The organism is Williamsia herbipolensis, assembly GCF_000964005.1.
Taxonomy (GTDB): domain Bacteria; phylum Actinomycetota; class Actinomycetes; order Mycobacteriales; family Mycobacteriaceae; genus Williamsia_A; species Williamsia_A herbipolensis.
This window is the reverse complement of sequence record NZ_JXYP01000038.1, coordinates 64,880-87,078: the sequence shown is the minus strand read 5'-3', so window position 1 is coordinate 87,078 and position 22,199 is coordinate 64,880. Positions and strand designations below refer to the sequence as shown.

The following is a 22,199-nucleotide window of genomic DNA, read 5'->3' as shown; positions in this document are numbered from 1 at the left end:
ACATTTTTCCTGTCCGGCGATGTCGAGAACCGTCGATCGGTTCCGTCCCTGTGTCGAGCGCGGCCAGAATGGGCCGCACCGCACCGAGGAGAACACCATGGCGAAGTACCTGCTGCTGAAGCACTACCGCGGAGCCCCCGCCCCGCGCAACGACGTGCCGATGGACCAGTGGACCGAGGACGAGATCTCGGCACACATGCAGTACATGAACGATTTCGCGGGCCGACTCGAGGACAGCGGCGAGTTCGTCGACGGTCAGGCCCTGGCCCCCGAGGGTGCGTGGGTCCGGTACGACGGCGAGGGGCGGCCGCCGGTGACCGTTGGGCCGTTCGCGGAGACCAAGGACCTCATCGCGGGGTGGATGATCATCGACGTCGAGAACTGGGATCGCGCGGTCGCACTCGCCGGTGAGCTCTCGGCGGCACCGGGCCGTGGCGGGGAGCCGATCCACGAGTGGCTCGAGGTACGGCCGTTCCTCACCGAGTCGCCTGCCGTCACGGAGTGACAAGTGGATGACGGTCACGGAGTGACGAGTGGATGACGGTCACGGAGTGACACATGCCGCCTGACGCGGTCGGCGCCGACCTCATCCGATCCCTCGTTCCGGGGGTGATCGAGGTCGTCGTCGCCCGCGGCGCCGACTTCGCCCGTGCCGAGGACGCGGTGCAGGACGCGCTCGTCGAGGCCTTGCGGATCTGGCCGGACGATCCGCCGCGCGAGCCGCGGGGTTGGCTGATCACGGTCGCGTGGCGCAAGTTCGTCGACGCCACACGCGCGGACTCGTCGCGGAGGCTGCGTGAGGAGCGGATGGAGGACGAGCCGTCGCCGGGGCCCGTTCCGTCCACCGACGACACCCTTGCGCTGTATCTGCTGTGTGCGCATCCGTCTCTCACGCCGGCATCGGCGGTCGCGCTGACGTTGCGGGCTGTCGGGGGCCTCACGACGCGGCAGATCGCAGAGGCCTATCTCGTCCCGGAAGCGACGATGGCCCAACGCATCAGCCGCGCCAAGCGGACCATCGCCGGGGTCCGATTCGATGCGCCAGGCGATGTGGCGACCGCGCTGTGGGTGCTCTATCTCGTCTTCAACGATGGGTATTCGGGCGACATCGACCTCGCGGCGGAGGCGATCCGGTTGGTCCGTGCACTGCTCGCGGTGATCGACCACGAGGAGGTCGCCGGTCTGCTGGCCCTGATGCTGCTCCACCACGCACGGCGGGAAGCGCGACATGCGTCCGACGGATCCTTGGTGGCGCTGGCCGAGCAGGACCGGAGTCGTTAAGACACAACGCTCATCGCCGAGGGTGTGTCCGTGCTGCAGGGCGCCTTGGCCCGGGATCGGCTGGGCGAGTATCAGGCCCAGGCCGCGATCGCGGCATTGCACGCCGACGCGCCCTCGGCCGCCGAGACCGACTGGGTGCAGATCGTCGAGTGGTACGACGAGCTGATCGCCCTCACCGACAGCCCCGTGGCACGGCTCAACCGAGCCGTCGCCGTCGGTGAGGCAGACGGTGGCGCCGCCGGGCTCGCGGCGTTCGTCGATCTCGATCCGGCACTCCCGCGTCCCACCGCCGTTGCCGCCCACCTGCACGAGCGCGCCGGTGACGCGCTCACTGCCGCAGAGCTGTACGCCCGCGCCGCATCGGCGGCGTCGAACCTGCTCGAACGCGACCACCTGACACGTCAGGCCGCGCGTCTCAACGCCGCCGCCCGCGGGCGCTGACCGCGGGCGATCAGCGTTCGAGGATCTCCTCGATCGTCACGTCGACTCGCCCGCCGGTCACCCGGTGCGCGGCGTTTCGGACGTTGTGCGCGGTGACCGTCGGATCGTGGGCATCGGTGACGGTCACGTGGATGTGTGTGTCGTCGGTGTGTTCGGGGTCGTCGGGGTTGTCAACTATCGCGACGACATCCTCGACGGCGAGGACCGCATCGACCACCGCGGCGTCGGTGTGGGCACCTTCGGAGTACATGGTCGGGCCTCCTCGCAGGGATGTCGGGATCGCCCGACATGGGCGTAGTCGTCCACTCTCCTCCCCGTCGAATGCCGAGGTGGTGTGACAAACACCACGTCTGATCTCGACCCCTGTGGGAGCTGCGGCGCCGAACGACATAAAGTTGGTCTGCCTCTTCCACGTGATGGCTTGCCGAGCGGAGCCGTGGCTGTGAAGGGGTATTTCTGTGTGGGGAGACGACCAGGACGCTGTTGTCCTGACCGATCGCGAGCTCGTCGAGCACGCGCGCCTCGGCGATCGCGGCGCCTTCGACACCCTCGTCGACCGGTTCGGTCCACGTCTGCACGGCTTCGCGCGCCGCATGCTCGCCGACGAATGCACCGTGCAGGAGGTGGTGCAGGACTCCTTCGTCGCCGCATGGCGCGGACTCGACCACTTCCGTCATGACAGCTCGGTTCAGACATGGCTGTTCGCCATCTGCTCCCGCAAGATCGTCGACGCCTACCGCAAACGGTCGCCGGTTCCCATCGGCGATGACATCCTCGACCTCGGTGGACCCTCGACGCTGGGGCTGCCGCTCTCAGCGACCACCTCCGACGCGTTCGTCGACGCACTCGAGAAGGAGCTGTCGGTGTTGCCCCCACGCCAACGTGCCGCCTGGATCCTCCGCGAGGTCGAACAGATGCCCTTCGGCGACATCGGCGAGGTGCTGGGCGTGGCGTCGGCGGCCGCCCGCGGTCACTACGTCCGCGCCCGAACAGCCTTGCGCGGATCGATGAGGAGTTGGCAGTGAGCGCCGCACCCACCCCACCCCCCGACGACGACCTGATCTCCCGACAGCTCGTCGCCGATCTCCGCGATCGCGCCCAGGCGGGATGGGACGGCATCGCCGACGGCGTCCTCGACCGCGTGCGGGCGACCGCGCGCAGCGGGCGTCTGCTGTCGCTCGGCACGCCCGCCGAGCACCGGCTCGGGGACCTCACCGTGCGCGAGCACGCGTTGCGCGCCGTGCTCGCACGCGCTCTGCGGGGTGACGCGCACCGGCCGTCGGCGGTCGATCTCGACATCGACGGCGGTCAGCTCACCGGCGTCCGGGTGGGCCTGCACGGCTCGGAACCCACCGACCTCGACGCCCTCGTGGCGCGGGTGCGCCGGCTCGTTCTCGACGTCGTGCGGGATGTGCTGGGCGAGGCCCGCCACGCCGTGTTGACCCAGTCGGTCGACGTCTCGGTGCGTCGGACCGACACCCCACCCGACGAGGAGGACTCGCGATGATCACCCCGATTTCCGGCGACGACCCGGCGTCGGACCCACGGACGAGCACGTCGTTGCTCGCCGCGACCCCCGACGGCGCCACCGACGAGGCCGTGGAGGTCGCGACCGCGGTCGCGACCTCGGACGCCACCCCGGCGACGCTCGCCACCATGCTCGTCGCCCTCGGCGGCAGCATCACCGACGAGGACGACCTGATCGTGTTGCTGCAGCGCGTCGTCGATGTGGCGCACGAGGCCATCGACGGTGCCACGTGCACCAGCATCACCATCGCCCTCGGCGGCCGCACCTACACCGCGGTGCACACCGATTCACGGACCCTGCGGGTCGACCAGGAGCAGTACGACGCCGGTGACGGACCGTGTCTGCACGCGGCGCGCACCGGGGAGACCGTCCTGGTCGATGTCGACGCAGGCACCCAGCGGTGGCCGGAGTTCGCCGCGTCGGCGGCGCAGGAGAACATCCATTCCTTCCTCGCCGCGGCCCTCGCGGCGCAGGACCAACCCCTCGGCGCCCTGAATCTCTACGGTGCGGCGGCCGCGGCATTCGACACCGTCGACGCCGACATCATCGAACTGCTGGCCACCACGGTGTCCCGCGCCATCGGTGACTTCGCGCGCTTCAAGTCCGCGGTCGAGGTCGCCGACGCCTTGCGGGCCGCGCTCAGTTCGCGCGCGCCCATCGAGCAGGCCAAGGGCATGATCATGGGTCGCCACGGGGTGGGCGCCGAGCAGGCGTTCGCGATGCTGCGCGCGCAGTCGCAGAACACCAACCGCAGGGTGCGCGACATCGCCACCGAGATGATCGCCGGGCACACCGCGGTCCCCGCCGCCGATCCGCCCGCTGACACCGCCGTGTGATCCACTTCACAGATCTTGCGCGTGCACAACACGGGCGCGCCCCGACTACATGCCTGTGACCCCAATCAGGGGCCCCGGATGAAAGTGGGATTGCTATGGGAATCGTTGACAAGGCAAAGAACGCTGCCGAAGACGCCGTCGGCAAGGCCAAAGAGGTCATCGGGGACGTCACCGACAACAAGGACCTCGAGGCCGAGGGCAAGAAGGACCAGGGTTCGGCCGGCGTGAAGAAGGTCGGCGAGAACATCAAGGACACCTTCAAGTAACCGCTTCCGTGTCACCCGGTTCGCCATCGACGCGAACCGGGTGACCACTGCGGCCGCGCAGGCCGCCCCGCGGGCGTGCGCACGACGCCGCCCCGTCACACCGACGGGCCACTCGGTCCCGTCGCTCACCATTTCGCTGCACATCATCGGCCGCTGTCCCCATGGCTTTCGGCCGGATGACGTGTGCGCAGAACACGTTCGGAGACACGATGAGTGAACACAGGAGCGTCGCGAGCCGTCTGTACGCCGGACTCGGCCGCGTCACATGGGGATTCGCCAAGAAGAAGTGGCACGAGCGCCGCGAGAACCGCTCGAAGCAGCGATGAGCGAGGTCTCGACCGCGCGCGCCGCGACCGCCGAGGGTATCGGAACCGGGCTGCTCGTCGTCGGTGGCGTGGGTACCGCGGTACTCGCCGGTGACAGCGTCGGGACGATCGGCATCGCGCTCGCCTTCGGCCTCACGCTGCTCGCCCTGGTATTCGCGATCGGTCCCATCTCGGGCTGCCACGTGAACCCCGCGGTGACGCTGGGCGTCTTGCTCAGCCGGGGCATCGAACCGGCGCGAGCGGCCGTCTACGTCGTCGCGCAGGTCATCGGTGCCATCGCGGGCGCAGCGGTCGTGCTGGCCGTGGCATCGGGTCGTCCCGGTTACAGCCGCGCTGCGGATGGCCTGGGCACCAACGGCTTCGGCTCGGCATCGACCGGCGGATACGGGCTCGTGCCCGTCGCGATCATCGAGGTCGTCGCGACCGCGATCCTGGTGTTCGTGGTGCTGTCGGCGACGTCGCGCACCGCATCCGCCCCGCACGCCGCGGGAGTGCCCATCGGCCTCACGCTCACCGTGCTCCATCTCGTCGCCATCGGCATCGACTCCACGTCGGTCAACCCGGCGCGGTCCATCGGTCCCGCTGTCCTCACCGGACACCTCGCGCTGTCCCAGCTCTGGGTGTTCATCGTCTTCCCGCTCGTCGGTGCCGTGATCGCGGCGTCGGTGCACCGGCTGCTCGTCACACCGGCCCGCGCGGCCTGATCACTCCACACCACCTGCTCCACCCTCCCGAAAGGAACCGTCCATGACCACCTCCACTCCCGCGAAGCGTTCCGGCACCAGCGTTGTCACGAAGATCTCGCTCGTCGTCGCGTTGGTCCTCGTCATCGCCCTCGTGGTGTTCGTCCTGCAGAACACGGTGCACACGACCATCAAGTTCATCAGCTTCGACTTCGATCTCGGCGTGGGTGTCGCCATGCTCGGCGCCGCCGTCGTCGGTGCGGTCATCGCCCTCATCGTCAGTGCAGCGGTGCGGGTTCGTCGCGCGGTCAAGTGATCTCGTGAAAGACCTGACCGACGCCGAGGTCGCCGCGATCCTGCACCGGGCCACCGGCATGATCGCGCCAGTCCTCGACGTCCTCGAGAACAGCCATCCGTTCGGCGAGGACCGTGCCGAGGCCGCGGCGGCACACGACACCGACGGCGCCGCGACCGACGACGACGCCGCGACCCACGGCGACGCCTCGACCGACGGCGACGGCGTGGCCGACGGTGACGAGGACTCGTTCTCCGACAGGGCGGTGGCGAAAGTCGCCGACTCCCTGGCATGGGTGACCAACGCGGCCTCTGCTCCGGGGTCGCCGAAGTGGGAGGCGCTCGACACCGACGAACGCACCGACTGGTGGGTCGACCGGGTCGGGTCGCTGACCGCGGTACTGGTCGCCTACCCGGGCGTGTTCGGTGCGGCGGCCGACCGTCTGCCGATCCAGGACGTGCTCGGGTTCACCCAGCAGGCGTTCGTCCTGTGCGCCGTCGCCCGCGTGCACGGTGTCATCGACCGCACGCGGCAGACCGACCTGCTCGCCGCCGTGCTCTGTGGCCGGACGATCACCTCGGCCACACTGCTCGAACCCTCCACCGCCGACGACATCGAGCCGCTCCCGGCCGCCGAGGACGACCATTCGGTCGCACGGTCGGCACGCGCGGTCGTGAAGCGGATCTGGTCGACCGCGCAGCTCCTGCGCAAGGTCGCCGGCGAGGCGAAGCGGCGTCCACGCCCGTCGCGTCTGTGGCGGACGTTGAGCGCGGTCCCCGTGGTGGGTGCCGCCGCCGATTACGTCGGGGAACGGTCGGCGCTGAAGGATGCGGTCGCATCGGGCGTGGAGTGGCTCCGGACCGACAAGCCCACCGTCGCCTGACTGCGGCGGCTCCGCGCTGGTCACAGCCGTGATGGAACAAAGTGACCGGCCGGGTGTGCTGCACTGGTCATGAGTGAACACACCCCAGGAGTCGCGCTCGTGGTGGGCGCGACCGGCATCTCCGGTCAGGCCATCAGTCGCCAACTCGTCGACGAGGGCTGGACGACCTACGGCTTGTCCCGCCACGAGACGTTGCCGGTCGAGGGCGTGACCCCCATCGCGGCCGACCTCCTCGACGTCGATGACCTCACCGCGAAGCTGCGCGACATCGAACCCGAGGTGGTGTTCCTGGTCGCGTGGATGAAGAAGGACACCGAGGCCGAGAACATCGAGGTCAACTCGCTGTTGCTGCGCAACGTGTTCGCGGCGTTGGAGGGGTCGTCGGTGCGGCACGTGTCATTGATGACCGGACTCAAGCACTACCTCGGCCCTTTCGAGGACTACGGAACAGCGGTGATGGCCGAGACTCCGTTCCACGAGTCCGAGCCCCGACTCGACAACGAGAACTTCTACTACGCACAGGAAGACGAGCTCTTCGCCGCCGCCGAGCGCATGGGGTTCACGTGGAGCGTGCACCGGGCCCACACCATCTTCGGGTTCGCGGTCGGCAACGCGATGAACATGGCGCTGACATTGTCGGTGTACGCCACCCTGTGCAAGCAGAACAACCGACCGTTCGTGTTCCCCGGGTCGAAGACCCAGTGGGACGGCCTCACCGACGTGACCGACGTCGGCCTGCTGGCCGAGCAGATGATCTGGGCCGCAACTCATGACGCGGGGGCGAATGAACCCTTCAATGTCGCCAACGGTGACGTGTTCCGGTGGCGGTGGCTGTGGCCCCAGATCGCGGAACTGTTCGACGTGGAGCCCGTCGGTTTCGACTCCGAGCCGCAGCCGCTCGACGACCGCATGGGCTCCGCTGCCTCCGAGTGGGCCGAGATCGCGAAGGCCCACGACCTCGTCGAGCCCGACGTCGACCGTCTCGCCTCGTGGTGGCACACCGACAGCGACCTCGGCCGCGACATCGAGTGCCTCACCGACATGACCAAGAGCCGTCAGGCCGGATTCCTCGGATTCCGCTCCACCCCGCAGAGTTTCGCCGACGCCGTCGCCCGCTACCGGGAGGCCCGCATCATCCCGTGACGTCGGTCCGGGTGATCGACGCTGCGATCTCGGTGAGCATCGAGCGCAAGCGGGGTGAGTCGGTGACGTCGAAGGCGTTGTCGGGCAACGCCGAATGCAGCGACACGACTCCGATCATCATGGCGAAGAGCAGTGCGCCGCGCAGGCGGGCCTCATCTCCGGGCACGCTGCCACCGCCCGTGTCGCCGCTCGCGATGTCCCCGGCGAAACGCTCGATCACCGCGTCGAGCGTCCGTCGGCGCAGGTTCGCCGTCGCCTCGTCGCCCGCGGCGTCGCGGAGAAGCAGCACCAGAGGGTTCTCGTGTCCGAACTCCGGCCACGCGTCGGGGGCCATGCCGGCGAGAAGCTCGTCGACGACCGTCTCGGGTCGCGCCGCACCGACGGTCGGTCGGCCGTCGAACACGAGCGCGGTCTCGGCCAGTACCGCGGCGAGCAGGCCGTCCTTCGACCCGAAGTATCGGTTGATCAGCGACACGTTGGCGCCCGCGTCGGCGGCGATCTCGCGCACGGTGGTCCGCTCGAAGCCGTAGACCGTGAACCGGCGCTTGGCGGCTTTGAGCAGGTCGGCGCGTGTGGCGTCGGCGTTGCGTTCGCGCCCCACGGCCTCGCCGGTGGGATCCGAGTGCTGCGACGACTCATGTAAACGCATGTTGACCAGAATGCCACAGCGGTCTACCGTCTCTGTGTAAACAAGCGTTTGCACAGTGAGGGAGTGGAGTGACATGACGACGGAGACGCAAGACGGGGTGCACGCCGGATCGGGATGGCGAGCCAACCTCGAGATCATCGCGATCGGACTCGGTGCGCTGATGGCTGCGCTCGCGCAGACCCTCGTGCTCCCGGTGCTGCCGACGATCTCGCGGGACATCGGAGCCTCGACCACCGAGGCGCAGTGGCTGCTCACCTCGACACTGCTCGTCGGTGCGGCGGCGGTGCCGGTGATCGGCCGACTCGCCGACATGTACGGACGCCGTCTGATGCTGATCGTCGCACTCGGGGCGTTGCTCGTCGGCTCGGTGATCGACGCGCTCACCGACGACATCCGCGTGATGATCCTGGGCCGCGCGATCACCGGACTGTCCAGCGCGGCCATCCCCCTGGGCATCAGCCTGCTCTCGGCGGTGCTGCCCGAGGCCCGCAAGGGCTCCGCGGTCGCGCTCGTCAGCGCGATGCTGGGTGTCGGTGGCGCACTGGGTCTCCCGCTCGCCGGCATCGTCGCCGAGCACTTCGACTACCACGCGCTGTACTGGATCGGTGCGGTCGGTGCACTCGCCAGCATCGTGCTGGTGCTCGCCGTGGTCGGCAACCCGCGCGGTGAACGGCCCGGGGCGATCGACGTGCCCGGCATCGTGCTCCTCGTCGGCGGTCTCGTCTGCCTGGTGCTGCCGCTGTCGCAGGGATCGTCGTGGGGCTGGGGCTCGTTCGCCACCATCGGCCTGCTCGTCGCCTCGGTGGTGCTTCTCGCGCTGCTCGTCGTCGTCGAGAAGCGATCGCCCGATCCGCTCGTCGACATGCGCGCCCTGTCGAATCCGCCCGTCGCCATCACGAACGTCGCCTCGATCTTCGTGGGCTTCGCGCTGTTCGCCAGCTTCGTGGGTACCGCGAACTACGTGCAGGCGCCCGAGGCGACCGGCTACGGGTTCGGGTCGTCGGTGCTCGTCGCCGGACTGTGCCTCATGCCCAGCGGCATCCTCATGCTCCTGCTCGCACCGGTCGCGGCCCGGCTGATGGCGGCGTGGGGACCGGGAAAGGTTCTCTTCGCCGGTGGTCTGATCATCGCCGCGGGGCTCGTGGTGCGCATCGTGCTCACCGATTCGCTCTGGCAGATCATCCTGGGCAGCACCATCGTCGGCGCCGGCACGGGTATCGCCTACGCGTCGCTGCCGTCGCTGATCAACGTGCACACCCCTGCCGCGGACCTCGCGGCCGCCAACGGGATCAACACCCTCGCACGGTCACTCGGCAGCACCCTGGCCAGTGCCGTCGGTGGCAGCCTGCTCGCGGCGATCACCGTCACCGTCGGCGGTGCGGCGCTGCCGTCGCTGGGCGGCTACCAGGTCCTCTTCACCATCTGTGCGGTCGCGGCCACCCTCGCCGCGCTCGCAGGTCTCGTCGTGTCGTCGCCGAAGCTCGCGACCCACGACCGCGAGGACGTGCTCGCACCGGTGTAGCGGTGCGCCGGCGTCAGGCCGACATGTCGATGTCGGTGCCGACGCCGGCGGCGCGCGCCCACTCGATCACCCGGGCCGCGGTGGCGAGGTCCTGCAGGCCGATCCCGGTGGAGTCGAACAGGGTGATCTCGTCCGCGTCGCGACGGCCGGGCGTACGGCCGCTGATCACGTCACCGAGTTCGATGTCGATGTCGGACTCGGTGATCGCGCCCTCGGATATCGCGAGCAGCGCGTCGCCCGACTTGGCGAGTGCGGTGGCGCGGCTGTCGACGACGACGCGGGAGCGCGCCATCGCGGTGCCGTCCACCTCCCGCTCGTCGGGCCGGGGCGCCGCGCCGACGGCGTTGACGTGCATGCCCGGTCGGAGTGACTCCCCGAGAAGGATCGGGGTCACCGAGGGGGTCAGCGTGCAGACGATGTCCGACTGTGCAACAACATCATCGACCGATCCAGCGGATACCACGGGGATGTTCAGATCGGCGACCTTCTCACTGAGCGCGTCGGCCGTCGAGACCGAACGGGACCACACCACGATGCGCTCGATGGGACGCACGAGCGCGATGGCGCGGGTGTGCTCGACCGCGAGATTGCCCGCGCCGACCAGTCCGAGCGTGGAGGCGTCTGGGCGGGCGAGGTGCTTGGTCGCGATGGCACTGGTCGCCGCGGTCCGCATCGCCGTGATCGCACGGCCGTCGATCAGCGCGACGCACTGACCGGTGGCTGCGGAGGTGACGACGATGGTCGATCGTTGTCGCGGACGGCCGTGGGCAGGGTTACCGGGGAGATCCGAGAGGACCTTCACCGCAACGAGTCCCGCGGATCGGAGCTCGGCGGCCATGCCGATCACCGCGCCGTCGTCAGGTGCGTGCATGGAGATCGGGCGGGGGTTCTGTGCGGTGCGGGTACTGAGGTCGGAATGGGCCTGCTCGACCGCGCCCAGAATTGCGACGCGATCGAGCAGGGCGGCCACGTGGGAGTGCCGCAACACCAGGGTCATTCGTCAGCCGACCGCTACCAGCTCGGCAGCGTCGACGACCCGGGTGTTCACCAGGTCGGCAAAGACAGGCGCGGTGCGCACCATGCCCTCCTCGGCCAGGATGCGCATCCACCGGTCGGTGGCGTCGGCGTCGATGCGGACGGTGTCCCAGGTCTGCGAGCGCTGGATCCGCGCGCAGGACGCCGACAGCGTCGCCCGGGGCATGGACGGCCAGTGCTCGGCCAGCAGTGGCTCGAGCTCGGTGACCGGCGCCTGGCGTACCGCCGCCATGCCGTCGCTCAGCGCTGCCGTGAACGCGACGAGGCGCTCTTCGAGCTCCTCGAAACGATCTGTGCGGCAGTAGTACACGCTGTTGGGTCCGAGACCTCCGACCTCGGCATACTCGACGGCGATGTGGCCGGTGCCTCGGTCGTGCATGGACTGGGCGGTGGTGATGTCAAGGATGATGGCGTCACCGAGTCCGGCCTCGAACAGTTCCACGAACATCGGGGTGGACAGGTCGCGCAGGAAGGTGGTGGCCGCTGAGTCGGTGCCCGACTCGCGCATCATCCCGGCGGTGATGGCGTACGGCGCGCTGCCGCCGATGCCGGGAGCGAGCACGGTCTTCCCGGTCAGCTGCGACCACTCGAACACCGTGGCCTGTTCCTCGCGGGTCACGAGGGCCTTGGGGAACTGATGATTGAGCTGGGCGAACACGGTCAGTTCGCGGGGGGTGCCGTGATACATGCCCGGGACCCAGATGCCGCCGAGGGCGACATCGGCTGCGCCGGTGGCCAGATCGTCGAGGACACCGGTCCAGGGGTCGCAAGCCTTCGCATGGACCGTGAGGTCGCGATCGGCGAAGAGGCCGGCGTGGTCCGCGTAGTACTCGGGCAGGTAGTTGAGCCCGTGTGCGGTGGCGGAGATGGCCAGATGTGACATTGCATGACTGCTTTCTGTGGTGATGAGGGAATCGAGTTCAGGAAGTGCGGATCTCAGGCGGCGATCGGTATGTCGGAGGGGGCCTCAGTGGCGGCCTCCAGGGACTTGCCGAACGTCTCCGGTCCGAACTTGGCCGCGACGACCAGCAGGCCGTACATCGCGGCGATCATGAAGAACACCCCGGCGACCCCGGCGATGTTGAAGAAGAACAGTGCGGCGAACGGCATGACCGCGCCGGCCACGTTGCCGATCCCGTTGACCACCGAGGCGCCCATGGCACGGATGGAGGTGGGGAACAGCTCCGGTGTCCAGACCGACAGCATCGTGTTGAGCAGCATCGTGAAGAACTGGAAGATGGCGCCCAGCACCAGGATCAACAGCACGTTCTGTGCGAAGACCGCGAAGGCGATGGCGGCGATGCAGCCCAGGACAGCGGCCGACATCACGGTGATGCGGCGGGGTACCCGACTCGCGAGGTAGCAGGCAGTGCAGGCACCGAACAGGCTGCCGATGTTCATGATCATCGTGAACAACAGCGAGTCCGACAGCGAGTAGCCGCGCGAGACCAGCAGGATCGGCATCAGGAACAGCAGGGTCACCTGCGCGCCGAACGACATCCACGACGCCGAACCGATCGCGGCGGTGCGTCGCAGGTTGCGGCCCTTGAACACCTCGGCGTACGAGGTCTTCACGTGCGGCAGTGCATCTGCGGCGGTGACGAAATGCTTCGTCGGGCCCGGCTTGCGCAGACCGGAGATCGAGCCCGACGCGAGGCGGGTCAACGACTGGTTGGCCTCGTCCACGCGGCCCTTCGACAGCAGGAACCGCGGCGACTCGGGCAGATAGCGGCGGAAGGCGACCACGAGAAGCGCAGGCAGAGCGAGTATCACGTAGGTCCAGCGCCACGAGTGGTCGGCTCCACCGAGGACGCTGCCGAGCGGGCCGAGAACGAGCAGGAAGAATCCGAACGAGGCGATGTTGCCGATGCCGCCCGAGGAAATGTTGAGCGTCGCGAGCAGCGAACCACGGTGACGAGTGGCCACCACCTCGGCGAGGATCGCCAGGCCGACGGTGAACTCGCCGCCGAGGCCGATGCCGACGATGAAGCGGCTGGCCAGCAGCATCTCGTAGTTGACAGCTGCGGCACTGATCAGGCCGCCGAGGGTGTAGACGAGGAGGTTGAGGCTGAGCGCCATGCGCCGGCCCCAGCGGTCGGCGATGTAACCGCCGATGAGGCGGCCGACCAGGCCGCCGATGACCGTTGCGGTGTTGATCAACGTCAACTGCGCGTTCCCGATACCCAGCGAGTCCTTGATGAGCGGTCCCATGGCGCCGGTCGAGTTCTGCTCGAGGCTGTCGAAGAACAATCCGGCCATCAAGAGGAAGATGACCGCGGCCTGCACCCGGGTGAAGCCGATGCGGTCGAGTGTTGCGGTCAGCCCCTGGGCCGGCGGGGTGTGGTCGGCGGGTGGGGTGGTGCCGGTCGATGTGGGGGGCACGAGCGTGGCCGGCTCGGTGAGCGGTGCGGGAATGGACATGGCGACTTCTCCGGGAACGGGAGTATCTGGCACCGGAGATCTGGTGATCGGCGGCGAATCGCCTCGCTGATCGGGGGCGACTGCCCCAATTTGTATACAAAAGGCGTGTCACTCTGGTTACCCTACGCTACAGACGTGTTAAAGCGCGGATTTATCGGTCAGGTCGTATACGACTTCTACGGTCCGGTTCGCTCGACGTCGGCCGCGCGCTCATCTCGGCGCAGGTGCTCGTCCATCAGGAAACCCGCCTGGACCTCGGAACCGCCGAGGATCGCCTGAGCCAGCGCGGCGTGGTCGTACTCGGAGGCCTCCGGGTCGTCGCCGAGTCCCCAGGCGACACGCCTGCTCACCGTCGCGAGCATCTCCCGCAGCTGGTCGTTGCCGGCGGCGATCGCCACCAGGTCGTGGAACGGACGAGAGGTCGGTGCGCCGTCCCGGTCCGGCAACCGCGCGGGGCGCGCGTAGGCGGCGAGTTCGTCGGCGACCTCGCCTCCGCGTCTGCCGGCCGCCAACCGCGCGGCGAGCACTTCGAGACCGCGCCGCACCTCCAGCAGTTCCCTGTTGTCCTTGCGCAACGATGTCGACACGGTTGCGCCGCGGTATCGGACGATGGTGACGAACCCTTCGCCCTCGAGCTGGCCGAGCGCCTCACGGACCGGTACGCGTGACACGCCGAACTGTTTGGCCAGTGCCTCCTCCACCAGACGCTCCCCGGCCGCCAGGCGGCCGGCCAGGATGTCCTCGCGGACGACACGGGCGATGACGTCGCCCGGTGACTCGTCGTCGCCGATGGTGTCGGGGTCCACGTCCCGGAGCGTAGTGGAGCGGCGTCCTCCTGCCCGACGGCATCGTCGCCCGATTGCGGGCATGATCGATGCGGACGACCTACGCGGGTCGCGGGCATCGAGGGAGAGCAGCATCGGTAACAGTCGGACGGTGCGCGGGGGTCGTCGACTCTGGCTGATCGTGGCCGCGGTCGTGGTCGTCGTGCTGGCGGTGGTGATCGCGGTGATCGCGACCTCCGGTGGCGACGATCGTGCGGTGTCGGAACGGTCGATGACGGTCGCCGGTGTCCCCGAGGGCAGCACTCCGGTCTCGCTCGACGCCTCGCTGTTCCTCCCCGCCACGCTCCCCGCCCCGGCGGTCATCCTCGCCCACGGTTTCGGTGGTTCGAAGGACGACCTGACGTCGCAGGCACGCACCCTCGCCGGTCGCGGGTACGTGGTGGTCGCGTACTCCGCACGGGGGTTCGGGGCGTCGGGCGGCCTCGTCCACCTCGACAGCCCCGATTACGAGATCGCCGACGCCCGGCGCATCATCGACCGGTTGGCGACCATGCCCGAGGTCGAGCGCGACGGACCGAACGACCCCCGCGTCGGCATCGCGGGCGGCTCCTACGGTGGTGGTGTCGCGCTGTTGACCGCGGCCTACGACCGTCGGGTCGACGCCATCGCGGCCGACATCACCTGGAACGACCTGTCGCAGGCCCTCTTTCCGAACGGTGTGTTCAAACGGGCCTGGGCAGGCCAACTGTTCAGCCAGGCCGCGAGCACCGCCAGCGTCGACGGATGCGGCAAGTTCGCGCCCGACGTGTGCGCGGCCTACCAGGCCTCGGCGACCGCCGGGGCCCCCACCGCCGCCCTGCAGACACTGATGCGCGCGTCGAGCCCGGCGTCGGTGCTGGACCGGATCACGGCGCCGACCCTGCTCACCCAGGGTCAGCAGGACTCGCTGTTCCCGATCGACCAGGCCGTGCGCAACGCCACCGGGATCGCGGCGAACGGCACTCCCGTGCGGATGCAGTGGCGTACCGGCGGTCATGACCAACCCGGTGGCGACATCTCCTCGGCGGTCCAGTCGTGGTTCGCAAAGGTGTTGCAGGACAAGCGGACCCCGCAGAGCGGCTTCTCCGCCGACGTGGCCGACGGTGCCCTCTCCTCGGATACCGGACGGTCCACGGCACGACCGCTGAGCGCGGCATCGTTGGCCGCCGCACAGAAGACACGACAGATGCCGCTGCTCGGCGGCACCCAGCTCGTCAACGCCCCCGCCGGCGGCACCCCGACCGCCATCACCGCCGTGCCCGGTATCGGCAGCCTCCTGGCGACGGCCACCTCGGTCACCGGCGGGGTGTCACTCTCGGCGCTCCCCGGCCAGGCCGGCGGTTTCGTCTCGGCGCCGCTGGCGTCGGACACCCTCGTCGGCGGATCGTCGACCGTACGGTTGCGTGTCACACCGCGAACCACCACCGACGCAACGCTGTTCGTCTCGCTCGTCGATGTCGACACCGACGGGAGACGTACTCAGCCGTCAGGCCTCGTGACGCCGGTCCGACTGACCGGACTCACCCCGGGACAACCTGCGTCGGTGACGGTGAACCTGCCGACGGTGGTGCGCACGATCGCCGCGGGACATCGTGTCGCGGTGCAGGTCTCGACCACCGACCTCGGGTTCGCCCTGCCCACCGACGCCCGGACCTACTCCATCGCACTGGATTCACCGATGCTGTCGCTCACCACGCTCAGCGGTGAGGCACGCTCGGCGCCGTTCCCGTGGGCCTGGCCGATCGCCGGCATCGTCGTGCTGCTGGCGCTCATCGCGGGGATCTCCTTCGCGGGCTGGCGTCGTGGTCGCGCGGAGAACGCCGACGTCCCGTCCGACGATGTGTCACCGATCGTCGTCGAAGGCCTCGTGAAGGAGTACGGCGATTCCTATCGCGCCGTCGACGGGGTGTCGTTCAGCGTCGAGAAGGGCCAGGTGGTCGGGCTGCTCGGCCCCAACGGCGCCGGCAAGACGACGGTCCTGCGCATGATGGTCGGACTCATCTCGCCCACGGCCGGATCGATCCGCCTGTTCGGTCAGCACGTCGGCCCCGGGTCGGCCGTACTGGCTCGCGTCGGCGCGTTCATCGAGGGACCGGGACTCCTCCCGCACCTCTCGGGTCGCGAGAACCTCGATCTGTACTGGGCGGCGACCGGACGTCCCCGCGCCGACGCCGATGTCGAGACCGCACTCGAGATCGCCGGTCTCGGAGCGTCGGTCGACCGGAAGGTCCGCAAGTACAGCCAGGGCATGCGCCAACGTCTGGCCATCGCGCAGGCGATGCTCGGCCTGCCGGAGCTGCTCATCCTCGACGAACCCACCAACGGTCTCGACCCGCCGCAGATCGCCGAGATGCGTGAGGTGATGCGGCGGTACGCCGCCACCGGACGCACGGTGGTGGTGTCGAGCCACCTGTTGTCGGAGGTCGAGCAGACCTGCAGCCACGTCGTGGTCATGCACAAGGGTCGACTCATCACCGCAGGGTCGGTGGAGGAACTCGCCGGTGCCGCGACCTCGACCCTCGCGGTCGCCGATGTGGCCGCAGCGCAACGGGTCCTGGCCGATGCCGGCATCGACGCCGACGTCGTCGAATCGCGGAGACACCTCGAAGAGGCGTTCCTCGACCTGATCGGAGAGGAGTCCTCGTGACCGCACCCTCAGCTGACGACTCCACCGCCGCGACGCGGGTGGCCGCCACCCGCAAGGGGGTGCATGACCGTCTCGACTCCATCGGACCCGTCGCTCCGGTCGAGTTCCGCTCGCGCCGCACCCTGGGCCTGCGCGTGGAGGCGGTGCGGCAGTTGCGGCGTCGCCGCACCCAGGTGGCCGCTCTGCTCGTGCTGATCCTGCCGCCCATCATCGCGATCGCGTTCTCCCTCAGCTCCGACGATCCCTCGACCGCCGGTGGCGACCAGGGTGGCCGTCAGACCTCGGCGCTCTACGGACTGGCCACCGCGGGCGGCGCCAACTTCGCCCTGTTCACCGAGTTCGCGGCGGGGTCGTTCCTGCTGACGGTGCTGGTCGCGCTGTTCTGCGGTGACACCGTCGCCGGTGAGGCGGGCTGGGCGTCGTTGCGCTACCTGCTGGTGATCCCGGTCCGCCGCTCACATCTGTTGCGCCAGAAGCTGTTCATCGGTCTCGCGTCGAGCGCGATCGTGCTCATCCTGCTGCCGGTGTGGGCCTATGTGATCGGTGGTCTATTCTTCGGCTGGGGCCCGGCGCAGTCGCCGCTCGGAGGAGACTTCACGAGTTCGGAGACGCTCCAACGGCTCGCGATCGTGGTCGGCTACACGCTGATCCAGTCGATGGTGGTCGCGGGTTTCGCGTTCCTGCTGAGCGTTCTCACCGACGCGCCGCTGGGCGCGGTCGGTGGCGCGACGATGCTGGTGATCCTGTCGAACATCCTCGATTCGATCTCCGCCCTCGATCCGTACCGCCAGTTCCTGCCCACTCACTACCAGTTCGCCTGGCTGGATGCGTTGGGCCCGAACGTGATCTGGGAGGACATGGCCCGTGGGGTCGGCATCTCGCTGATCTACTCGTCGGTGTTGTTCGGCGCCGCCTGGTGGTGGTTCCACCGCAAGGACATCGTCAGCTGACCCAGTGGCCGGTGCCGCTCGCTGCTGAAAACGTCCCCGAGACCGCTGCTCGAGGGGAATGTGCCCTCGGAGGTCGCTCAGGGGGCAGTTTTCAGCAGACCACCTACCGCAGCCCGTTCAATCAGTGATTGAACTACTGATTGGAACGTGTTCTACTCGGGATGTGGAACAGATCGAGGTCGACACCCGGGAACGACTGTTGGTGGCCGCCGAGTCGCTCCTGCTGCGGTCGGGGTACGACGCGGTGTCGGTGCGCGCGGTGTGCACCGAGGCCGGGATGAACGCCGCGGCGGTGCACTATCACTTCGGATCGAAGGAGCGACTCGTCGCCGCCCTCCTCGAGGCGCGGCTCGGACCGGCGTGGTTGGAGCCGGTGTCGCGGATGGACGCCGAGTCGCTCGGGGTGCGCGAGATCGTCGACGGCGTCGTCGCGCCGTTGGTCACCATGGCCGACGACCCCGCGGGTCGGCTGTACCTCCACCTCCTGGCCCGCGTCGTGCTCGGGCGCCGCGAGATGGCCTGGACCGGACGGTGGTTCACCCTCGACCCCTTCGTGGAGATGCTGCGCCGCAACGTCTCCGGGCTGTCGGTGTCCGAGGCGAGGCAACGGTGGGCCCTGGCGTTCGAGCTGATCCTGGGGCAGTTCGGCGATCCGCTCGCCGGCGACCGTGTCCTGTCGGCGCGACAGGTCGAGTCCCTGTGCCGTTTCGTGTCCGCAGGTCTGTCCGAGGAGGGCGAGTGACGATGAGTGACATCTTCGAACCGGCAAGGCTGGGGCCGATCACGCTGCGCAACAGGGTCATCAAGTCGGCCACATTCGAGGGGCGCACACCGGATGCGTTGGTCACCGACGACCTCATCGAGTACCACCGTGCCCCCGCCGCCGGTGGGGTGGGGATGACCACGGTCGCCTACTGCGCCGTCGCGCCGGGCGGTCGCACCGATCGACACCAGATCTGGATGCGCCCCGACGCCGTGCCCGGGTTGCGACGACTCGCCGACGCAGTCCATGCCGAAGGTGCCGCGGTCAGCGCCCAGATCGGCCACGCCGGTCCCGTCGCGAACGCGGCGTCGAACCGGTCTCCGGCGCTGGCCCCCACGCGGTTGTTCAGCCCCCTGAGCATGAAGATGATGCACCGCCCCGACGCCGCGGCACTCCACGAGGTGGTGCAGGCGCACGCCGACGCCGCCGGCCACGCCGAGCAGGCGGGCTTCGACGCCGTCGAGATCCATTTCGGCCACAACTATCTCGTGAGCGCGTTCTTCAGTCCGCTCCTCAACCGACGTCGCGACGAGTACGGCGGCTCGCTGCGCAACCGCGCCCGGCTGGCCCGCGACATCGCGATGGCTGTGCGTGACCGGGTCGGCGACCGCCTCGCGGTGACCGCCAAACTCAACATGGACGACGGTGTCGCGCCGGGCCTGCACATCGAGGAGAGTCTGCAGATCGGTCGCTGGCTGCAGGACGACGGCGCCCTCGACGCACTCGAATTGACCTCCGGTAGTTCGCTTCTCAACCCGATGTACCTGTTCCGCGGCGACGCCCCGCGGCGCAGCTTCGCCCGGGCCTTCCCGCCACCGCTGGGGTGGGGGATGCGGTTGGCCGGCCCGTTCCTCCGGGCCTACCCCTATCAGGAGGCGTTCCTGCTCGACATGGCGCGGCAGTTCCGGCAGGAACTCACCATGCCCCTGATCCTGCTCGGCGGCATCACGTCGCGCGAGACGATGGATCTCGCGCGCAGCGAGGGTTTCGAGTTCGTCGCGATGGCTCGGGCTCTGCTCCGCCAGCCAGATCTCATCAACCGGATCCAGGCGAACGACCGGCCGCGGTCACTCTGCACACACTGCAACGAGTGCATGCCGACCATCTACAGCCGGACCCACTGCGTGTTGACCCGCGACCGGGTCGCCGGATGAGTGATCGGTGACCCCGACGGTTCTCATCACCGGAGCCGGCGGCGGACTGGGAGGCGCCGCGGCCACACTGTTCGCGCATCGAGGGTGGCGCGTGCTCGCCGCCGATCTGCGACCACCGCCCCCGGCGGAGCGCATCGTACCGATCGAGATCGACGTCACCCGAACCGATTCCGTCGAGACTGCACTGCAGATCGCCCGGCACGAAGCGGCCGACGGCCTCGATGCCGTGGTCACCTTTGCGGGTGTGATGCGCGTCGGATCCGTCGCCGAGATCGACGAGGGTGAACTGACCGGGCTGCTCGAGGTGAACCTGCTCGGCACCTACCGTGTGGTGAAAGCGGCTCTGCCGCAGGTGATCGACGCGGGTGGACGTGTCATCACCATCAGTTCCGAGACCGGCTGGCAGAGCGCATTGATGCTCAACGGGCCGTATGCGATCACCAAGCACGCCGTGGAGGCGTACTCCGACGCACTACGGCGCGAGCTCATGTTCCTCGGCATCCCGGTGAGCACGATCCGCCCCGGACCGTTCCGCACCGACATGGTCGACGGCATCGGCCGAGCCTTCGACCATGCCCGCGACACCTCGACGCACTTCGGTGAGCTCATCGACCGGGTCGGCCACCTCGCGGCACGCGAGCAGGGACGCGCCCACGACCCCCGGTTGCTGGCCGAGGTGGTGTGGCGCGCGGCCACCGCGAAGCGCCCACGCACGCACTATTCCGTCCGCGCCGATCTCCGGCGCAGCGTCCTGCATCACCTGCCGACACCACTCGTCGACCGAATCCTGTTGCAGATCTTCCGATCCGCCCGCGTTCAGCGCGAGTAGTCGTAGAAACCCCGGCCCGACTTCTTGCCGAGGAAACCGGCGTCGACCATGCGGCGCAACAACGGCGGCGCGGCCAGGTGGGGTTCGGCGAACTCCGCGTACAGAGACTCGGAGACGTCGAGGATCACGTCGAGACCCACGGTGTCGCAGAGGGTCAACGGACCCATCGGATGCGCGCACCCGTTCACCATGCCGGTGTCGATGTCCTCCTTCGTGGCGTATCCGCTCTCGCACATGCGGATCGCCGACAGGAGGTAGGGCACCAGCAGTGCGTTGACCACGAATCCACCGCGGTCGCCGGCGGCGATGGTGCGCTTGCCGAGATGGTCTCGCGCATAAGTGGTGACGGTCTCGACGGCGTGCTCGGAGCTCACGAGACTGGAGATGATCTCCACGAGGGGCATCACGGGGACGGGGTTGAAGAAGTGCACGCCGACCACGCGACTCGGGTCGGCGACGTCCTTGGCGACCCGGATGATGGGGATGGACGAGGTGTTGGTGGCCAGGATCGCCTCGGGTGACGTCGCCTTGTCGAGATCGGCGAAGAATCCGATCTTCAGCGATTCGATCTCGGGAAGTGCCTCGATGACCAGTTCGCGATCGCCGAGATCGGTGATCGAGGTGGTGGTGCGCAACCGGCCGAGTGCGGCGCCGGAGTCGTCGTCGCTGAGCTTGCCCGACTTGACCGCGCGGGCCAGTGACTTCTCGATACGTGCCGTCGCGGCGTCGGCGGCGGCCTGGTCGCGCTCGAGGACGATGACCTCGTCACCTGCGCGTACGGCGACCTCGGCTATACCAGCGCCCATCGTTCCGCCGCCGACCACTCCCAGCAATGTCATGGCTGTCCTTCGTCTCATCGAATCGTGCAACGCCCGGCGCGAACGCCGGCAACTGATGATGACAACCTATCGGGCGCCGCATCACCGCGACGCACACGACCGTTGCTTCCAGGATAGGTCGGGGAGGGGGTCTTGCGGCAAGACCCCAGTGGCGGTGCACCATCGTCGTGCTCGCGTCCGGACCCGGCGCGGCGGGACGAGGGGAGTTCGCGCATGGTGCAGGTACCGACACCGTTCGAGGTGCACGAATCCGGTGGGTGGCTGCACGGGACCAAGGCCGATCTGGCGGTGGGGGACCGGCTGGTGCCAGGCCACCGGTCGAACTTCCGCGAACGGCCGCTCCGGCACGTCTACATGACGAGAACGCTCGACGCCGCGGTGTGGGGAGCGGAGATGGCCGTCGGCGACGGACCGGGCCGGATCTACCTCGTGGAGCCGACCGGCGCGGTGGAGGACGACCCGAACGTGACCGACAAGAAGTTCCCGGGCAACCCGACACACTCGTTCCGCACCCTCGAACCCGTCACGGTCGTCGGTGAGCTCACCGACTGGGTCGGCCACCCACCCGAACGAATCCAGGCCATGCGCGACGGCCTGGCCACCCTGCAGCGCGAGAACCGCGCGGTGATCATCGACTGACGCCGGCCGCTCGAGGACAGAGTGTTCGTCAGTTCAGTCGACGGATTCACGGTCGAGGTCCCGCAGTGCACGGCGCTCCACGAGCAGGGGAACGAAGTCCCGGATCCGGTTCTGTTCGAGTTCTCGATAGGCCTTGTCGACAACATCGGCCACACGTTCGCGAGGTAGTTCTCGGCTCGCGGCGATGCGGTCGATGACCATGTCGATCTGTTGGCGTTCTTCTGCACCGTCAGTCGTCATGCCCT

At 68.7% G+C, this 22,199-nt stretch carries 24 protein-coding genes and 1 pseudogene; 17 read left to right on the top strand and 8 right to left on the bottom strand.

What is annotated here, in order from left to right:
* The first annotated feature begins 97 nt into the window (after window positions 1-97).
* Both TU34_RS19945 and TU34_RS19940 read left to right on the top strand, forming a co-directional pair.
* On the top strand, window positions 98-505 hold the full coding sequence (locus TU34_RS19945) for a YciI family protein (protein WP_045824746.1): 408 nt from the start codon (window positions 98-100) through the stop codon (window positions 503-505).
* Window positions 506-558: 53 nt separating this feature from the next.
* Window positions 559-1,722: pseudogene (locus tag TU34_RS19940) on the top strand (RNA polymerase sigma factor).
* 10 nt (window positions 1,723-1,732) lie between these two features.
* Here the strand turns inward: TU34_RS19940 and TU34_RS19935 are convergent.
* The gene (locus TU34_RS19935) at window positions 1,733-1,972 is read right to left on the bottom strand and encodes a hypothetical protein (RefSeq protein WP_045824649.1); all 240 of its coding nucleotides are present in this window, start codon (window positions 1,970-1,972) and stop codon (window positions 1,733-1,735) included.
* A gap of 208 nt (window positions 1,973-2,180) precedes the next feature.
* On the opposite strand from TU34_RS19935, the gene TU34_RS19930 reads away from it, so the two are divergent.
* The 8 genes from TU34_RS19930 (at window position 2,181) to TU34_RS19895 (ending at window position 7,682) form a co-directional block, all read left to right on the top strand.
* Complete coding sequence (locus tag TU34_RS19930) at window positions 2,181-2,747, top strand: RNA polymerase sigma factor (protein ID WP_045824648.1); 567 nt, start codon at window positions 2,181-2,183, stop codon at window positions 2,745-2,747.
* Window positions 2,744-3,229 (top strand): hypothetical protein, encoded by a 486-nt coding sequence (locus tag TU34_RS19925; protein WP_045824647.1) that lies wholly within the window; start codon window positions 2,744-2,746, stop codon window positions 3,227-3,229. The genes TU34_RS19930 and TU34_RS19925 overlap by 4 nt, the downstream gene beginning before the upstream one ends.
* A complete protein-coding gene (locus TU34_RS19920) occupies window positions 3,226-4,086 on the top strand; it encodes a GAF and ANTAR domain-containing protein (protein ID WP_045824646.1) in 861 nt (286 codons plus the stop codon). Before TU34_RS19925 ends, TU34_RS19920 begins: the two co-directional genes overlap by 4 nt.
* 95 nt (window positions 4,087-4,181) lie before the next feature.
* Window positions 4,182-4,352 (top strand): CsbD family protein, encoded by a 171-nt coding sequence (locus TU34_RS19915; RefSeq protein WP_045824645.1) that lies wholly within the window; start codon window positions 4,182-4,184, stop codon window positions 4,350-4,352.
* Window positions 4,353-4,674: 322 nt separating this feature from the next.
* Window positions 4,675-5,382, top strand: coding sequence for an aquaporin (locus TU34_RS19910; protein ID WP_045824644.1), 708 nt, complete (start codon window positions 4,675-4,677; stop codon window positions 5,380-5,382).
* A gap of 43 nt (window positions 5,383-5,425) precedes the next feature.
* Window positions 5,426-5,677: a LapA family protein gene (locus tag TU34_RS19905; RefSeq protein ID WP_045824643.1), complete on the top strand. Its 252-nt coding sequence runs from the start codon at window positions 5,426-5,428 to the stop codon at window positions 5,675-5,677.
* A 4-nt stretch (window positions 5,678-5,681) separates the two neighbouring features.
* Entirely contained in the window at window positions 5,682-6,539 is an 858-nt protein-coding gene (locus TU34_RS23980) for a hypothetical protein (RefSeq protein WP_045824745.1), read from the top strand.
* A gap of 69 nt (window positions 6,540-6,608) precedes the next feature.
* Window positions 6,609-7,682, top strand: coding sequence for an SDR family oxidoreductase (locus TU34_RS19895; protein WP_045824642.1), 1,074 nt, complete (start codon window positions 6,609-6,611; stop codon window positions 7,680-7,682).
* Here TU34_RS19895 and TU34_RS22530 read toward each other — a convergent pair.
* Window positions 7,672-8,331 carry a TetR/AcrR family transcriptional regulator gene (locus TU34_RS22530; RefSeq protein ID WP_160298561.1) on the bottom strand — a complete coding sequence of 220 codons (660 nt, stop codon included), beginning with the start codon at window positions 8,329-8,331 and terminating at the stop codon, window positions 7,672-7,674. The genes TU34_RS19895 and TU34_RS22530 overlap by 11 nt on opposite strands.
* A 73-nt stretch (window positions 8,332-8,404) precedes the next feature.
* Between TU34_RS22530 and TU34_RS19885 the strand changes: the two genes are divergently transcribed.
* Window positions 8,405-9,853, top strand: coding sequence for an MFS transporter (locus TU34_RS19885; RefSeq protein ID WP_045824641.1), 1,449 nt, complete (start codon window positions 8,405-8,407; stop codon window positions 9,851-9,853).
* A gap of 13 nt (window positions 9,854-9,866) precedes the next feature.
* Here the strand turns inward: TU34_RS19885 and TU34_RS19880 are convergent, their stop codons facing one another.
* From TU34_RS19880 to TU34_RS23725, 4 genes are all read right to left on the bottom strand, one after another.
* Complete coding sequence (locus tag TU34_RS19880) at window positions 9,867-10,850, bottom strand: ornithine cyclodeaminase family protein (RefSeq protein WP_045824640.1); 984 nt, start codon at window positions 10,848-10,850, stop codon at window positions 9,867-9,869.
* A 3-nt stretch (window positions 10,851-10,853) separates the two neighbouring features.
* Window positions 10,854-11,771, bottom strand: coding sequence for an ABC transporter substrate-binding protein (locus TU34_RS19875; RefSeq protein ID WP_045824639.1), 918 nt, complete (start codon window positions 11,769-11,771; stop codon window positions 10,854-10,856).
* 53 nt (window positions 11,772-11,824) lie between these two features.
* Window positions 11,825-13,309 carry an MFS transporter gene (locus TU34_RS19870; protein WP_238981404.1) on the bottom strand — a complete coding sequence of 495 codons (1,485 nt, stop codon included), beginning with the start codon at window positions 13,307-13,309 and terminating at the stop codon, window positions 11,825-11,827.
* A 176-nt stretch (window positions 13,310-13,485) separates the two neighbouring features.
* Complete coding sequence (locus TU34_RS23725; RefSeq protein WP_045824638.1) at window positions 13,486-14,115, bottom strand: GntR family transcriptional regulator; 630 nt, start codon at window positions 14,113-14,115, stop codon at window positions 13,486-13,488.
* Window positions 14,116-14,245: 130 nt separating this feature from the next.
* Here TU34_RS23725 and TU34_RS19860 point away from each other — a divergent pair, with 130 nt between their 5' ends.
* The 5 genes from TU34_RS19860 to TU34_RS19840 all read left to right on the top strand — a co-directional run bounded on the left by TU34_RS19860 (window position 14,246) and on the right by TU34_RS19840 (window position 20,476).
* On the top strand, window positions 14,246-16,780 hold the full coding sequence (locus TU34_RS19860; protein WP_203225505.1) for an alpha/beta fold hydrolase: 2,535 nt from the start codon (window positions 14,246-14,248) through the stop codon (window positions 16,778-16,780).
* Complete coding sequence (locus TU34_RS19855; RefSeq protein WP_203225504.1) at window positions 16,777-17,730, top strand: ABC transporter permease; 954 nt, start codon at window positions 16,777-16,779, stop codon at window positions 17,728-17,730. Before TU34_RS19860 ends, TU34_RS19855 begins: the two co-directional genes overlap by 4 nt.
* A 163-nt stretch (window positions 17,731-17,893) precedes the next feature.
* Window positions 17,894-18,472: a TetR/AcrR family transcriptional regulator gene (locus TU34_RS19850; RefSeq protein WP_045824637.1), complete on the top strand. Its 579-nt coding sequence runs from the start codon at window positions 17,894-17,896 to the stop codon at window positions 18,470-18,472.
* A gap of 2 nt (window positions 18,473-18,474) precedes the next feature.
* A complete protein-coding gene (locus TU34_RS19845) occupies window positions 18,475-19,647 on the top strand; it encodes an NADH:flavin oxidoreductase (RefSeq protein WP_045824740.1) in 1,173 nt (390 codons plus the stop codon).
* Between the two features lie 7 nt (window positions 19,648-19,654).
* Window positions 19,655-20,476 (top strand): SDR family NAD(P)-dependent oxidoreductase, encoded by an 822-nt coding sequence (locus TU34_RS19840; RefSeq protein ID WP_045824636.1) that lies wholly within the window; start codon window positions 19,655-19,657, stop codon window positions 20,474-20,476.
* Here TU34_RS19840 and TU34_RS19835 read toward each other — a convergent pair.
* Window positions 20,464-21,315, bottom strand: a complete 852-nt coding sequence (locus TU34_RS19835) for a 3-hydroxybutyryl-CoA dehydrogenase (RefSeq protein WP_045824635.1) — start codon at window positions 21,313-21,315, stop codon at window positions 20,464-20,466. The genes TU34_RS19840 and TU34_RS19835 overlap by 13 nt on opposite strands.
* A 213-nt stretch (window positions 21,316-21,528) precedes the next feature.
* Between TU34_RS19835 and arr the strand changes: the two genes are divergently transcribed.
* Window positions 21,529-21,954, top strand: a complete 426-nt coding sequence (gene arr / locus TU34_RS19830) for an NAD(+)--rifampin ADP-ribosyltransferase (protein ID WP_045824634.1) — start codon at window positions 21,529-21,531, stop codon at window positions 21,952-21,954.
* Window positions 21,955-21,987: 33 nt separating this feature from the next.
* On the opposite strand, the gene TU34_RS19825 is transcribed toward arr, so the two are convergent.
* Window positions 21,988-22,194, bottom strand: coding sequence for a three-helix bundle dimerization domain-containing protein (locus TU34_RS19825; RefSeq protein WP_045824633.1), 207 nt, complete (start codon window positions 22,192-22,194; stop codon window positions 21,988-21,990).
* Window positions 22,195-22,199: the final 5 nt, after the last annotated feature.